Origin of the sequence: Streptomyces sp. 11x1, from assembly GCF_032598905.1 — a bacterium.
Lineage (GTDB): Bacteria > Actinomycetota > Actinomycetes > Streptomycetales > Streptomycetaceae > Streptomyces.
On the sequence record NZ_CP122458.1, the window covers coordinates 10,198,941 to 10,212,668 of the forward strand.

11 protein-coding genes and 4 pseudogenes are annotated in these 13,728 nt (G+C 69.4%); 9 read left to right on the plus strand and 6 right to left on the minus strand.

The features are described from left to right. Positions 1-16 precede the first annotated feature (16 nt). On the plus strand, positions 17-1,225 hold the full coding sequence (locus tag P8T65_RS44890; protein WP_316731177.1) for a type III PLP-dependent enzyme: 1,209 nt from the start codon (positions 17-19) through the stop codon (positions 1,223-1,225). A gap of 125 nt (positions 1,226-1,350) precedes the next feature. Continuing rightward, a complete protein-coding gene (locus P8T65_RS44895) occupies positions 1,351-2,550 on the plus strand; it encodes a 4-hydroxybenzoate 3-monooxygenase (protein WP_316731178.1) in 1,200 nt (399 codons plus the stop codon). Positions 2,551-2,641: 91 nt separating this feature from the next. Here the strand turns inward: P8T65_RS44895 and P8T65_RS44900 are convergent, their stop codons facing one another. After that, the gene (locus P8T65_RS44900) at positions 2,642-3,004 is read right to left on the minus strand and encodes a DUF6479 family protein (protein WP_316731179.1); all 363 of its coding nucleotides are present in this window, start codon (positions 3,002-3,004) and stop codon (positions 2,642-2,644) included. Between the two features lie 171 nt (positions 3,005-3,175). Here P8T65_RS44900 and P8T65_RS44905 point away from each other — a divergent pair, with 171 nt between their 5' ends. Then, on the plus strand, positions 3,176-3,550 hold the full coding sequence (locus tag P8T65_RS44905) for a ferredoxin (protein ID WP_316731180.1): 375 nt from the start codon (positions 3,176-3,178) through the stop codon (positions 3,548-3,550). A gap of 115 nt (positions 3,551-3,665) precedes the next feature. Continuing rightward, positions 3,666-4,844 carry an acyl-CoA dehydrogenase family protein gene (locus P8T65_RS44910; protein WP_316731181.1) on the plus strand — a complete coding sequence of 393 codons (1,179 nt, stop codon included), beginning with the start codon at positions 3,666-3,668 and terminating at the stop codon, positions 4,842-4,844. Between the two features lie 883 nt (positions 4,845-5,727). Here P8T65_RS44910 and P8T65_RS44915 read toward each other — a convergent pair. The 4 genes and pseudogenes from P8T65_RS44915 to P8T65_RS44930 form a co-directional block, all read right to left on the minus strand. Next, positions 5,728-6,006, minus strand: a pseudogene (locus P8T65_RS44915) (cobalamin B12-binding domain-containing protein); the annotation flags it as partial. A 10-nt stretch (positions 6,007-6,016) separates the two neighbouring features. Continuing rightward, the gene (locus P8T65_RS44920) at positions 6,017-6,226 is read right to left on the minus strand and encodes an acyl-CoA carboxylase epsilon subunit (RefSeq protein ID WP_316731182.1); all 210 of its coding nucleotides are present in this window, start codon (positions 6,224-6,226) and stop codon (positions 6,017-6,019) included. Between the two features lie 17 nt (positions 6,227-6,243). Continuing rightward, positions 6,244-7,824, minus strand: a complete 1,581-nt coding sequence (locus P8T65_RS44925; protein WP_316731183.1) for an acyl-CoA carboxylase subunit beta — start codon at positions 7,822-7,824, stop codon at positions 6,244-6,246. A 45-nt stretch (positions 7,825-7,869) separates the two neighbouring features. Then, positions 7,870-8,419, minus strand: a pseudogene (locus P8T65_RS44930) (methylmalonyl-CoA mutase family protein); the annotation flags it as partial. A 192-nt stretch (positions 8,420-8,611) separates the two neighbouring features. On the opposite strand from P8T65_RS44930, the gene P8T65_RS44935 reads away from it, so the two are divergent. Both P8T65_RS44935 and P8T65_RS44940 read left to right on the plus strand, forming a co-directional pair. Then, on the plus strand, positions 8,612-9,298 hold the full coding sequence (locus P8T65_RS44935) for a helix-turn-helix domain-containing protein (RefSeq protein ID WP_316731185.1): 687 nt from the start codon (positions 8,612-8,614) through the stop codon (positions 9,296-9,298). After that, the gene (locus P8T65_RS44940) at positions 9,295-10,611 is read left to right on the plus strand and encodes a cytochrome P450 (protein WP_316731186.1); all 1,317 of its coding nucleotides are present in this window, start codon (positions 9,295-9,297) and stop codon (positions 10,609-10,611) included. The genes P8T65_RS44935 and P8T65_RS44940 overlap by 4 nt, the downstream gene beginning before the upstream one ends. Positions 10,612-10,676: 65 nt before the next feature. Here P8T65_RS44940 and P8T65_RS47570 read toward each other — a convergent pair. After that, positions 10,677-10,784, minus strand: a pseudogene (locus tag P8T65_RS47570) (hypothetical protein); the annotation flags it as partial. Between the two features lie 472 nt (positions 10,785-11,256). Here P8T65_RS47570 and P8T65_RS44945 point away from each other — a divergent pair. From P8T65_RS44945 to P8T65_RS44955, 3 genes and pseudogenes are all read left to right on the plus strand, one after another. Then, complete coding sequence (locus P8T65_RS44945) at positions 11,257-11,610, plus strand: SDR family NAD(P)-dependent oxidoreductase (RefSeq protein WP_316731187.1); 354 nt, start codon at positions 11,257-11,259, stop codon at positions 11,608-11,610. A 97-nt stretch (positions 11,611-11,707) separates the two neighbouring features. Beyond that, positions 11,708-12,229 (plus strand): annotated as a pseudogene (locus tag P8T65_RS44950) (TetR/AcrR family transcriptional regulator); the annotation flags it as partial. 717 nt (positions 12,230-12,946) lie between these two features. Then, positions 12,947-13,516 carry a TetR/AcrR family transcriptional regulator gene (locus tag P8T65_RS44955; RefSeq protein WP_316731188.1) on the plus strand — a complete coding sequence of 190 codons (570 nt, stop codon included), beginning with the start codon at positions 12,947-12,949 and terminating at the stop codon, positions 13,514-13,516. The last annotated feature ends 212 nt before the right edge of the window (positions 13,517-13,728 follow it).

Here is a 13,728-nt window from a genome sequence, read left to right on the forward strand (position 1 = left end):
GAGCCAGGAGTCCTCGATGCCCCACCCCACCCCCGCCGTCCGTGACCGCATCCTGACCCTCGCGCCCACCGAACTGCCCGCCTATGTCTACGACTTGACTGCCCTGCGGGAGCACGCGGCGCACGTACGGGCCGCCCTCCCCGAGCGGGTCGAGCTGTACTACGCGGCCAAGGCCAACCCGGAGTCGGCGATCCTGGCCGCGCTCGCCCCGTACGTCGACGGCTACGAGGTCTCCTCCGGCGGCGAACTCGCCCATGTCGCCGAGTCGGTCCCGGGCCGTCCGCTGGCCTTCGGCGGGCCCGGCAAGACCCCCGACGAGATCCGGGCCGCCCTGGAGCGGGGAGTCGAGCGCTTCCACGTGGAGAGCGAGCACGATCTGCGTGTGCTCGCCGAGCTGGCACGCCAGGTGGCACCGGAAACGCGGGTCGGGGTGCTGCTCCGCTTCAACCTCGCGGTGGCGGACGGCTCGCTGGCGGGCAGCGCGCTCGCCATGGGCGGACGGCCCACCCCGTTCGGCCTGGACCCCGAGCGGGCACCGGACGTGCTCCGCCCCCTCACGGACGGCACCCACCCGCATCTCGAACTGCGAGGCGTCCACGCCCACCTGGCGAGCGGACTCGACGCACCCCAACAGCTCTCCGTCGCCCGCTCGATCGTGCAGTGGGCGATCGGCCTGGGCGTGCCGATCGCCGAGGTCAACGTGGGCGGCGGCATGGCCGTCGACTACACCCGCCCTGAGAGCCGCTTCGACTGGCAGGCGTACGGCAAGGGCCTGGCCGAACTCGCCGACGTGCACCCGGAACTGACACTGCGTATCGAACCAGGCCGCGCGCTCACCGCGTACTGCGGCTGGTACGCCACCGAGGTGCTGGACGTGAAGCGCAGCCACGGCGAGGAGTTCGCCGTGGTCCGGGGCGGCACCCACCATCTGCGCACCCCGGCCACCAAGGGACACGACCAGCCGTGCTCGGTGCTGGCGATGGAGGAGTGGCCGTACCCCTGGCCGCGCCCGGCAGCCGAGGGGGAGCGCGTCAGCCTCGCCGGACAGCTCTGCACACCGAAGGACCTCCTCGCCCGGAACGCCCACGCCCCCGGGGTGCGGGCGGGGGACCGGGTGGCCTTCGCCCTCGCGGGCGCGTATGCCTGGAACATCTCGCACCACGACTTCCTGATGCATCCGCGCCCCGGTTTCCACTTTCTCGACCGAACCGCCGGGGGAGTGTGACCGTTGACAGGCAGGCGAGTCGGGCGCAAACTCATCCTCGATAAGTGAAGTGAATTTCACTAGACGAACAAGGTCGGGGCCCGGAGGACGGGACGCGGCTCGTCCTCAACGACGAGGAGTACTCAATGCACACCACCGTCGGCATCATCGGCGGCGGCCCCGCGGGGCTGCTGCTGGCCCGTCTGCTGCACAACGCGGGAATCGACAGTGTGGTCCTGGAACGCAAGGACCGCACCTATGTCGAGCAGCGTCAGCGCGCCGGGATCCTGGAGCAGGCCACCGTCGACGTCCTGCGCTCCGCCGGGGCGGGCGCGCGGCTGGACGCCGAGGGCATCCCGCACGACGGCATCGAGCTGCGCTTCGACGGCCGCGCCCACCGCGTCGACTTCCCCGAGCTGACCGGCGGCCGCCGGGTCTGGGTCTACGCCCAGACCGAGGTGGTCAAGGACCTCATCGCCCTCCAGCTCACCGACGGCGGACCCCTGCTGTTCGAGGCGGAGGTGCACGCGGTGGAGGGCGCCGACACCGACCGGCCCGTGGTCCGGTACACCCACGAGGGCCGCGAGCAGACGCTGACCTGCGACTACGTGGTCGGGTGCGACGGCTTCCACGGGGTGGCCCGGGATGCGGTGCCCGAAGGGGTGCGGACGTCGTACGAGCGGACGTACCCCTACTCCTGGCTGGGCATCCTCGCCGACGCCCCACCCGTCTACGACGAGCTGATCTACGCCCACTCCGAGCGCGGGTTCGCGCTGGCGAGCATGCGGTCCCCGTCCGTGAGCCGTCTCTACCTCCAGGTTCCGAACGGAACCGACCCGGCCGAGTGGTCCGACGAACGCATCTGGGACGAGCTGGACGGCCGTTTCGCGCTCACCGCCCAGCCCGGCTGGCGGCTCAAGCGGGGGCCCATCACGTCCAAGGCGGTCCTGCCGATGCGCAGCCACGTCACCGAGCCGATGCGCCACGGTCGGCTCTTCCTCGCCGGGGACGCCGCCCACATCGTGCCGCCCACCGGCGCCAAGGGCCTCAACCTGGCCGCCACGGACGTCATCGTGCTGGCCCGCGCCTTCGCCCGGCTCAAGGAGACCGGCTCGACCGAGCTGCTCGACGCCTACTCCGACACCTGTCTGCGCCGGGTCTGGCGGGCCGAGCACTTCTCGTACTTCATGACCACGACGCTGCACGCCGACCCGGGACAGTCCCCGTTCGAGACCCGGCTCCAGCTCTCCCAGCTCGACCGCGTCGCCACCTCACGGCACGCGGCGGCCGAACTCGCCGAGAACTACACGGGGATCCCGCTCGACACCGACCTCGGGTCGTCGTAGCTCCGCGACGGCACGATCAGCTCGGCGACGGCACAGCCTTGGGCGCTCCCCCTGCCACGCGCAGGGGGAGCGCCCAGAAAAGCCGATGGTGTCAGTGGGCGCCGAGGCCGCCGCTGCCGAAACCGCCGCTGCTGTTCTTGCTCCAGCGCGGCCGCTTCTTCTCCGGGCTCGGCCGGGTCCCCTGGTTGCCGTGCACCTCGTACGGTGTCAGCCGGCGGTCGCTCTGGGGGATCTCGTCCGGTTCGCGGTGCAGCCGCTCCTCGTGGACAGGGCCCCCCTCGGGGATCCGGGGCTGCTCGTCGGGTCGCGGCCGACGCGGCTCACGGGCGCGAACACGCGCGCCCAGCCAGAGTGCGCCGATCAGCATGGCCACCAGCACGACGCCGGCCAGGAACGGTGCGATACCGCCCAGTACGCTGCGTTCTGCGGCTATATCAGTCCATTCCGTGTCCATAAGGGATAAATACCCCCAATATGTAGAGTGAACCGGCCCTGTTTCGCACGAGCGGACCGGAGCGGACGGGTGCCCTGCCCCGCGCCGGGGGAAACGAAATCCTGTGAACCGGGTGCGGGGCGGACGTCGCGCCCCGTGTTTGGTGGGGGCGCCTCCGGCTACCCGCCCGGGGTGACCACGACGACATCCCACCAGGAACTCATCCGGTTCCTCGAGGACCGCTTCGCGTGCGCTCAGGCCTGCACCGAATGTGCGCGTGCGTGCGCGCTGCGGGCGAGCCTCGCCGATCCGGACCACCCCGAGGGCCAGGAGAAGATGCGACGCAAGGGCATCATGTGCGCGGAGGTGTGCGACGCCACCTGCAGAATGCTCTCCGAGCAGACCAGCCTCGACGAGGCCGCCATCCGCCTCCAGGTCGAATGGTGCCGGACCGTCGCGCTGGAGTGCGCCCGTGTCTTCGACGACACCCCCGGCGCCGAGGACGGCGCCAAGTCCTGCCGCGAGTGCGCGCAGGCCTGCACGGACTTCCTCGCCATCCTCCGCTGAGCCGCCCGGCCGGGTCCGGTGCGCGGTGAACGGGGCCGCCCCGCCTGTTCCCAATTACTGGAACACGTTCTAGCGTGTGCGCCGTCAGGTCGGCCTTGGGGAGCCTGGAGGCGCCGTGCACCTCGAATACACGCCCGAGCAGCAGCGGCTGCGCACCGAACTGCGCGCCTACTTCGCCGAGTTGGTCCCGGACGGCGCCTACACACGCCATGCCGACCCGGTGGCGCAGAAGCGGTTCTACCGCGAGACCATCCGCCGGCTCGGCGGCGACGGCTGGCTCGGCGTGGGCTGGCCGAAGGAGTACGGCGGACGCGGCCTGACCGCCATCGAACAGTTCATCTTCTTCGACGAGGCCGCGCAGGCGGGCGTCCCGCTGCCCCTGATGGCGCTCAACACGGTCGGCCCGACGATCATGCAGTTCGGCAGCGAGGAGCAGAAGGCGTACTTCCTGCCGCGGATCCTCTCCGGCGAGCTGGACTTCGCCATCGGCTACAGCGAACCCGACGCCGGCACGGACCTGGCCTCGCTGAAGACCCGCGCGGTCCGGGACGGCGACCACTACGTGGTCAACGGGCAGAAGATCTGGACGACGAACGGCGACACGGCCGACTGGGTGTGGCTGGCGACCCGCACCGACCCCGACGCCCCGCCCCACAAGGGCATCACCATGCTCCTCGTCCCGACGACGGAGCCCGGCTACTCCTGCACCCTCATCAACACCCTCGCCTCCCACGACACCACCGCGAGCTACTACGAGAACATCCGGGTCCCCGTCTCCCGGCGCGTCGGCGAGGAGAACAAGGGCTGGCGGCTGATCACCAACCAGCTCAACCACGAACGCGTCACCCTCGCCGCCCACGGCACCATGGCCATCCGCTCCCTGCACAACGTCCAGCGCTGGGCCATGGAGACCAAGCTCGCCGACGGCCGCCGCGTCATCGACCTGCCCTGGGTCCGCCGCCGCCTCGCCCAGACCCACACCCGGCTCGACGCCCTCAAACTCCTCAACTGGCGCATGGTCAGCGCCCTGCAGGAAGGCACCCTCACCCCGCAGGACGCCTCCGCCGTCAAGGTCTACGGCTCCGAGGCCCGCCGCGACGCCTACGCCTGGCTCATGGAGATCGTCGCCGCCGCCGGCGCCCTCAAGGAGGGCTCCGCGGGCGCGGTCCTGCACGGCGAACTCGAACGTGGCTATCGCTCGGCAGTCATCTTCACCTTCGGCGGCGGCAACAACGAGATCCAGCGCGAGATCATCTCGTGGATCGGCCTCGGCATGCCCAGGGTGCGGCGCTAGCCGGGTTGTGACGAGGATTCTTAGTTGGCACAACAGAGGGAGAGTTGGCATCAAGATCACGGCTTTCCTCAGAGGTGCCGGCGCATCACCTCGACGCACGTGGCGCGGACCGCGTTCGATCGGTCCCAGGGTACGGGGTTCCGAGGTTCATTCCGCTGTCGGTGTTGATCGCCGGCTGCTGCCAGGCGAAATTCGTGCCAGCAGACCGCTGACCTCGTCGGTGGGTTGTTGTCGCACGGCGGATGAGGACTCGGGGCGGCGCCGTATGCGGTACGGCATCTCCACGTCCTCTTCGACCGCCGTCAGCGCTTCGGCGAAGGTCTTGGCCCGGCGTTCAGAGCCTTGCCACGTGTCTTGCCTGCACTGACAAGGGCTGCGGACGTCTGATCGGGGCACTGCGATGATCCGAGAGAAGAGCTTTTGTTGGTGAATGCGCCAATTCATTGCTGTTTCTCGTGTGGTGCACCGGAAGAACTGGAATTCTTACAGTTCAAGACTGGTCGTGCTGTCGCAGGGACTGCCGGGTCGAATCCGGGTCGAATTGGCCGGTCTTGGCGTACCTGGCTGGGTTGCCGCGGGTCAGGGCAGTGGCAGGCAGGATCACTCCGCGTGGCCTCTTGCCGGAGAGGGGAGAGGCGAGGCCGTTCACGACCTCGAAGCGCATTGCCGGCGATGTCGTCGTGAACGAGCGGCAGGTGGCTCACGCATCGACTGTCGAGGTATGGCATGGCCGGGGCTGGGCGCTGCGCCTCTACGACCGCCGTTGTGCATGTGTGAGGCTGTCCTTGTCGGTGGACCTGCGGATTCGTGAGCGCCAAGGCGTCCCGATCCTCGCCGTCAGGGCCTACAGCGATTTCGCCACGGTTGGCGATGAGTACTTTCGTCAGCATGCCGACTCCGTCGTGGTGTCGAAGGCGGCACTGAGTCGGTGGACTGTCTCGACGATGCCGCTGATGTCGGCGCCGGGAGTGAAGACCGCGTGAACTCCCATGGCTTCCAACGCCAGAACGTCGGCATCCGGAATGATGCCGCCGACCAGGATCCGGGTGTCGCCGACCTCGTATCGTGCGAGCAGCTCGATCACCCTGCTCATGATCGTCAGATGGGCGCCGGAGTGAACGGACATGCCCAGGACCGGCGCGTCCTCGGCGATGACGGTGGCGACTGAATGGTCAGATGGGCCAGTAGGTTCGGGTCCACGCCGTGGGGCCCAGCTGCGGCTGTCTGTGTGTTGCGATGCGGGACGGGTCCGACCATCCGACCCGCTGTTCCGGGGCGCCGCACGGCGTCTGCGCTGCCGCCGCGGCGCGGGCGCGGACCACCGCCAGGGCGGCGGCCAGCTCCTCCGGGGTCGGATTGCCCCGTACGACTCTGATCGTCACAGCGGCTCCTTCAGTTCCTAGAGGGGGATGTTCCCGTGCTTCTTCGGGGGCAGGGATTCCCGCTTGGTGCGGAGTTGGCGCAGGCCGCGGACGAGGTGGCGGCGGGTCTCGGAGGGCGGGATGACGGCGTCGACGTAGCCGCGTTCGGCCGCCGTGTAGGGGTTGAGGAGGGTGTCCTCGTACTCCTGGATGAGGCGGGCGCGGACCTCGTCGCGTTTGTCGTCAGGGGCGGCGGCGATGGTGCGGCGGTGGAGGATGTTGACCGCGCCCTGGGCGCCCATGACGGCGATCTGGGCGGTGGGCCAGGCGAGGTTGAGGTCGGCGCCGAGGTGCTTGGAGCCCATGACGTCGTAGGCGCCGCCGAAGGCCTTGCGGGTGATGACGGTGATGAGGGGGACGGTGGCCTCGGCGTAGGCGTAGATCAGCTTGGCGCCGCGGCGGATGATGCCCTCGTGCTCCTGGCCGACGCCGGGCAGGAAGCCGGGGACGTCGACAAAGGTGATGACGGGGATGTTGAAGGCGTCGCAGGTCCGCACGAAACGCGCGGCCTTCTCGCTGGCCCGAATGTCGAGGCAGCCGGCGAACTGCATCGGCTGGTTGGCGACGATCCCGACCGGGTGCCCTTCCACCCGCCCGTAGCCGGTGAGGATGTTCGGGGCGAACAGCGGCTGCGTCTCGAAGAACTCGGCGTCGTCCAGGATGCGCTCGATCACCGCGTGCATGTCGTACGGCTGGTTCGCGCTGTCCGGGACGAGCGTGTCCAGCTCCAGATCCTCGGCGGTGACGGTGAGGTCCGCCTCCTCCGGGTAGACCGGCGGCTCGGAGAGGTTGTTGGACGGCAGGTACGACAGCAGTTGCTTCACATACTCGATGGCATCCTTCTCGTCGCCGGCCATGTGGTGGGCCACGCCGGAGACGGAGTTGTGGGTGCGGGCGCCGCCGAGCTCCTCGAAGCCGACGTCCTCGCCGGTGACCGTCTTGATGACGTCCGGTCCGGTGATGAACATGTGCGAGGTCTGGTCGACCATGACCGTGAAGTCGGTGATGGCGGGGGAGTAGACCGCACCGCCCGCACACGGGCCGACGACCAGCGAGATCTGCGGGATGACCCCGGACGCGTGGGTGTTGCGGCGGAAGATCTCGCCGTACATGCCGAGGGCCATGACGCCCTCCTGGATGCGGGCGCCGCCGGAGTCGTTGATGCCGATGACCGGGCAGCCGGTCTTCAGCGCGAAGTCCATCACCTTGACGATCTTCTGGCCGTAGACCTCGCCGAGGGCACCGCCGAAGACGGTGAAGTCCTGCGAGAAAACCGCCACCGGACGGCCGTCGACCGTCCCGTACCCGGTGACGACGCCGTCCCCGTACGGGCGGTTCTTCTCCAGCCCGAAGTTGGTGGAGCGGTGGCGGGCGAACTCGTCCAACTCCACGAAGGAGTCCTCGTCGAGCAGCAGCTCGATGCGCTCACGGGCCGTCAACTTGCCCTTGGCGTGCTGCTTTTCGACGGCGCGTGCGGAGCCGGCGTGCGTCGCCTCCTCGATACGGCGCTGGAGATCCGCGAGCTTGCCCGCGGTGGTGTGGATGTCGATGCTGGTCATCTGTGTCTGCTCCGTGCTGGCGGGTCAGTGATGGGCGGGCCGCTGTCAGAACGTGTCGCGCGGGCGGTGAACACCCCACACGCCGCGCAGGGCGTGGGCGACCTCTCCGCCCGTGGTGCGGAGTCTGAGGGCCGCACGCATGGGGAACAGGATGTTGGCGGTGCCTTCCGCGGCCGCACGCAGAGCGTCCAGGGCTCGGTCGACGGCGTCGTTGTCGCGCTCCTCGCGCAGCGCTGCGAGACGTTCGCACTGGTCGGTCTCGATCTGCGGGTCGACCCGCAGTGGCCCGTAGGGCTCTTCCTCGTCCAGGACGTACTTGTTGACCCGACGACGGTCCGTTCCCGGTTGTCGATCTCCAGCGCGACCCGGTCGGCGGACTTCTCGATCTCCGACTTCTGGAAGCCCTGGTGCCGCGAGCGATGTACTCCTTGAGCACGTCGTTCTGGATCGTGCCGGTCAGCTGGTCGCCCGTGACGCCATGGTCGGCCGCGACCAGCTGGTACATCAGCAGCAGCATGGAGGCGGGGGCGTTGATCGTCATCGACGTCGAGACCCTGTCCAGCGGCAGGCCCTGGAACAGCGTCCGCATGTCGTCGTGGACTCCTTCGCCGTGCCGAAGCCGGCGTACTGCCGCATCGTCCAGGCAGGTCTGATTCGCTGCGTGCCACGGAACCCACGGCATACCTCCGATACATGCATGAGACTCAGTCTCGCATGTACGGTACTCAGTGCCGTAGGCTGGCCGCAAGTGGCGCCCAGGCGCTGAGACGGGGAAGGATGGCCGGTCATGAGCAAGCCAGCCGCGCGGGTCAGACTCGCGGACGCCGCGTTCGCCCTCTTCGACGAGCGTGGGTACGAGCAGACGACCGTCGACGACATCGCGGAGCGCGCGGGGCTCGGGCGCTCGACGTTCTTCCGTCACTACGGGTCCAAGGAACAGGTGATCTTTCCCGATCACGACCGGCTGCTCGCGCTGATCAGGGACCGGCTGGCGACCTCCAGCGACAGCACGGCTCTGGTGGCCGTGTCCGACGCCGTACGCCTGGTGCTGCTGCACTACGTCGATGAAGGTGACCTCGCCCGTCGGCGCTACGCGCTCACCAGCAAGGTGCCCGCCCTCCGCGACCGTGAGATCGCCAGCGTGGCCCGCTACCAGCGCCTCTTCCGGGAGTTCATCTCCGACTGGATGGGCGACCCTACCGAGACGGCATCGCTCAGGGCCGAGTTGATGGCGGCGGCGGTGGTCGCGGCACACAACCACGTGCTGCGCCGATGGCTCCGTGGGGAGTCGCCCGACCCGGTCGCGGAGGTGGACGAGGCCATGCGCGAGGTGCTCGCCCTCTTTCCGGCATCCCGTTCCCAACCAGGCGCCGCCGGCGACGCCACCATGGTCGTCGCGTTCAGGAGCGGGCAGGACCTCGACGCGTTGATCCCGTCGCTGCGGCGTCTCGTCGAGGGCGGGCCCGAGCGGTGAGCTTCCGGCACGACAGCGCACTGACGCCCGTCGGCCGTGCGACCGGAGCGGTACTGCCCGACACACGGCATCCGCTCGATCTGCTCGACCTGTTCGGCGACGACTTCGTGCGCGATCCGTATCCCTGGCTCGATCTCCTGCGCCGCGAAGCCCCCGTGCACCACGACCCGGGCACCGGGCTCTGGCTCATCAGCCGCTACCAGGACGTACGACGGGTGCTGCTCGACCCGGCCGCCTTCCTCCCGGACAACGCCCAGCACGCGGTGACCCCGCTGCCCCTGGCCGCCTTGCGGGTGCTCGCCCGAGCCGGCTTCACCCTGCCGCCCGCGCTGGCCAACAACGCCACCGCCACCCATCCCGGGCTGCGCCAGGTGGTCACCCGCTTCTTCAACGCCCGGCGCATCGCGGACGCCGTACCGGTGATCGAGCACGTCGCCGGGGAACTGCTCGACGCGGCACAGGCCCGGATCGACGCGACGGGCAGCTGCGATCTGTTTACTGCCTTCGCCCAGCCGCTGCCGTGCCGGGTGCTGATGGAGCTGCTGTGCATCCGGGGCATTGCTCCGGCCACGTTGATCCGCTGGAGCGACGCCGCACTGGAGCTGTTCTGGGGCAGGTCGGAGCCGGAGCGTCAGCTGCAACTGGCCACGCTCGTGGGCGAGTTCCACCAGTGGCTCACCGCAACCGTGCGCGGCGCCGCGGCCACAGAGGACTCCTTCATTGGGGCGCTGGCCCGCCACCGGCTGCCCGACGGCAAGCCGCTGGACATCGAGACCGCGGTCAGTGCGTGCTTCTTCGTCTTCATCGCCGGGCAGTCAACCACCGGCCAACTCATCTCCACGGTGCTGCACCGAACCCTCGTCGAGCCGACACTCCGGCCGCGCCTGGCCGAACAGCCCGGCTTCGCGGAGGCCTGGGTGGAGGAGGTGCTGCGGCGCGAGCCACCGGTGACCACTTGGCGCCGAGTCACCGCCCGCTCCGTGGAAGTGGCCGGGGTGCGGCTCCCCGCAGGCGCGCAGCTGCTGCTGATGCTGATGGGAAGCGGTTCTGACCCGGAGGTCTTCACCGACCCGGAGCGGATGTGCCCGTACCGGAGCGACGTCCGCCGCCACCTCGCTTTCGGCGTCGGCCGACACCGCTGCCCGGGCGCGTCCCTGGCGCGTACGGAGGCGGCGGTGGCCCTGCGAGCGATCGCCCGCCGCCTTCCGGACGTGCGCCTCGCCACCGGAGCGACGACGCCGTCACCGCCCCCGTTGCTCGGCCTCCTGTCCTTCCGGGCACCCCTGACTGTGGCGGTGGATGGGCGGCCGTAGAAGAAGGTGCGACCCTCGACCGTGCAGCGAATGTCACGCCGGGTGCAGCCGGAGTTTTCGCAGAGCATTCGCCGAACCGACAGTTCGATCACCACCAGGCGGTCGGTCGCTGGCGTGTCTGCGAGCCGACGCTCGTACCGCCTGTGCGTCCGTCGCGACAGTGTCCCGCACATCGGGCAGGCCAGGCCCCGCTCGCCCCGGCCCGCTTCACAACACGTAACTCGCCTTCTGTGAGCACGAGTTACTGCACGCGCACCGCTTCCCGATGCGGAAACAGCCTGTCGATCAAGCCCTCACACGTCAGCCGGGGTGCCGGCAATATGACCGCGTGTCACCGGCGCGCGGAAGCATGATCGCCTTCACGGAATGCGCGCCAGGACCCGTCGGCGGTCCCGGCGACCGCTGCACGGATGGGGCTCCAGCTCGCTCGTGCGCGCAGATCCTGCGCACGCCATGGCAAGAGCAGGTCAGGTTCACCCGGGACGCCGACCGCGCTGAGCCGGAGCGCCGGATTGCTGCGCTTCATGGCCCCGCGTACTCCGTGCCGGGTTCCGAGAGGCAGCTCCTGGTCGGGCTTGCACCTTGAGACCGATCGGTTTACGACAATGAGAAACCGATCGGTTTCTCATCTGTGGAGGCACAGTCATGACCGCACTCAAGGGCGCGAACGTCTTCGTCACCGGCGGCAGCCGCGGCATCGGCAAGGCGCTGGTGGAGGAGCTGTACGCGCGCGGTGCCGGCAAGGTCTACGCCACGGCCCGCGACCCCCGCACGGTGACGCACCCGGACGCGGTCCCGGTGGCGCTGGAGGTCACCGACCCCGCTTCCGTGGCGGCCGCCGCCGCACAGGCGCAGGATGTGACCGTACTGATCAACAACGCGGGCGCCGGGCCGGCCCCGCAGAGCGCTCGGGGAAACCGATCGGTTTTCCCGACTGTAGACCGGTCGGTTTCCGTCCGCAAGGTGGGTGATCGGCATTCGCCGTCGGTCGACCCGTGAGGGTCGCCCCTGTGGGTCCTGTGGGGGTGGTCGCGTATCCACCCGTCAAGGAAACCGATCAGTTTTCTTTTCTCTCGAAGCGAGTTACCGTCGCGGTATGACCATCGAAGTGAAGGCGAGTCCTCGGGAGCGGCTGTTGGAGGCGACGGTTTCGCTCACCTGCCGCGACGGCACCCGCATCGGCGTCGAGGTGTTGTGCAGGGCTGCGGGGGTGTCGAAGCGGTCCTTGTGCAAGCTGTTCGACAGCAAGGACGAACTGCTGGCGGCGAGCCTGGAGCGGAGTTCTTTCGCTCACGTGGCAGCGCTCTTGCCCGCGGTGGACGACGAGCGCTCGCCTCGGGGGCGGATTCGGCACGTCCTTGAGCAGGTCGAGCTGCAGGCGGGCGCGCCCGAGTTCCAGGGCTGCCCATACCTTGGGGTGCAAATCGAGCTCAAGGATCAGAGCCATCCGGCAAGCCGGGTGGCCCATCGGGTCAAAGAGGATCTGACGGGTTTCTTCCGCGCCGAGGCCGCCAAGGGCGGCGTCGGTGATCCCGACCTGCTGGCCCGGCAGCTCAGCCTTGTCTTCGATGGGGCCAGCGCTCACGCAGGGATCCGAGCCGACGACCTCGCAGGACTCGGCGAGGAGCGTCCGTGCGGCTGCGGCGCCGTGGTCCTCGGTCAGCCCGCCCGGGACGATGCGGGCGCGGTCGGTGAGGCCGTGGTGTTTCATGGCCTGCTTGTAGCCGCGGCGCCGGTCGGCCGCGCCCGGTGCCCTGCCCCCGTCGATGTGGACGATGTCGCGGTGGCCCAGTGCCAGGACCTGGCCGGCGAGCGCGAGCACGCGCGGTCCGCGCTGCCCGGCACCCGCTCCCTGATCGCGATGCTGTTCCGGATGAACCGCGACAACTGCCGCTCCCCGGCCCGCAGCGTGGCCAACCAGGAGTTCCACCAGACCGACGAGCAGGCCAGCCGCGCCGCCCGCAGCGTCACCCGGGCGCTTCAGGACGCTGGCTACCGCGCCCTCAACCCCTCCGTCGGTTTCCCTCAAGAGATGGACCGCTTCCCCCACGAGCGGATCTGGACGGTCGCGCACAAGACGGTCGCGGTGGCCGCGGGGCTCGGCGTGATGGGCCTGCACCGGAACGTCATCCACCCGAATCGGCAGCTTCGTCCTGCTCGTGACCGTCCTGGTGGACGCGGAGGTGAGCGAGTGGGTGCCGCCCCGCCCAAGGCGACAGGCGTGCACCCCCATGGCTCGGCGCGGTCTTCCCTCAGGCCGGCGCCGAGCCTCCGTCCGGAGCCTCCTGGAAACCGATCGGTATTCTTTTTCTCCGCTTCGAGTTAACCTCGCGGTATGACCACCGAAGTGAAACTGAGCCCCAGGGAGCGACTGCTGGAGGCAGCGGCCACGCTCACCTACCGAGACGGCGTCGGTATCGGCGTCGAGGCGCTGTGCAAGGCGGCGGGCGTGTCGAAGCGCTCCATGTACCAGTTGTTCGACAGCAAGGACGAACTCCTGGCGGTAAGCCTCAAGGAGCGCGCCTCCGCCTACGTAGCGACTCTCCTGCCTGCGGCGGACGACGGCCGGTCACCCCGCGAGCGGATCCTGCACGTCTTCGAGCAGGTGGAATCGCAGGCGGGGGCACCCGAGTTCCGCGGCTGCCGGTACCTGGCCGTGCAGATCGAACTCAAGGACCAGAGTCACCCCGCGAGCCGGGTCGCCCATCAGGTAAAGGCGAACCTGACCGCCTTCTTCCGCGCCGAGGCCGAGCGCGGAGGGGCAGGCGACCCCGACCTGCTGGCCCGGCAGCTCAGCATGGTCTTCGACGGCGCCAGCGCCCGCGCGGGAATCCAGGCCGACAACCTGACCGGGCTCGTCGTGCCCACCGTGACCACCCTGCTCGACACGGCAGGCGTGCGCTGACGCGTCCCCGTTCAGAACACCACTCGCCCGCCCGGCACCGGAGGGAAGCCCGATGGCCGTAAGCGATGTTGCCGAGCGTCCCGCGCGTGAAGAAGCGTGCGGTCTTGCCGGCATCAGCGCCAGCGACTGGTGCACGGTGTCCCAGAGCCTCATCCAGCCGACCCGGACCACCTCACCGATCAGGTCATCGCCCTGCGCCTCGGCGGCCATCG

Excerpts from the sequence above, each read along its gene's own strand:
- P8T65_RS44890 (WP_316731177.1), top strand. The coding sequence starts at position 17 with ATGCCCCACCCCACCCCCGCCGTCCGTGACCGCATCCTGACCCTCGCG.
- P8T65_RS44895 (WP_316731178.1), top strand. The coding sequence starts at position 1,351 with ATGCACACCACCGTCGGCATCATCGGCGGCGGCCCCGCGGGGCTGCTG.
- P8T65_RS44900 (WP_316731179.1), bottom strand. The coding sequence starts at position 3,004 with ATGGACACGGAATGGACTGATATAGCCGCAGAACGCAGCGTACTGGGC.
- P8T65_RS44925 (WP_316731183.1), bottom strand. The coding sequence starts at position 7,824 with ATGACCAGCATCGACATCCACACCACCGCGGGCAAGCTCGCGGATCTC.
- P8T65_RS44935 (WP_316731185.1), top strand. The coding sequence starts at position 8,612 with ATGAGCAAGCCAGCCGCGCGGGTCAGACTCGCGGACGCCGCGTTCGCC.
- P8T65_RS44945 (WP_316731187.1), top strand. The coding sequence starts at position 11,257 with ATGACCGCACTCAAGGGCGCGAACGTCTTCGTCACCGGCGGCAGCCGC.
- P8T65_RS44955 (WP_316731188.1), top strand. The coding sequence starts at position 12,947 with ATGACCACCGAAGTGAAACTGAGCCCCAGGGAGCGACTGCTGGAGGCA.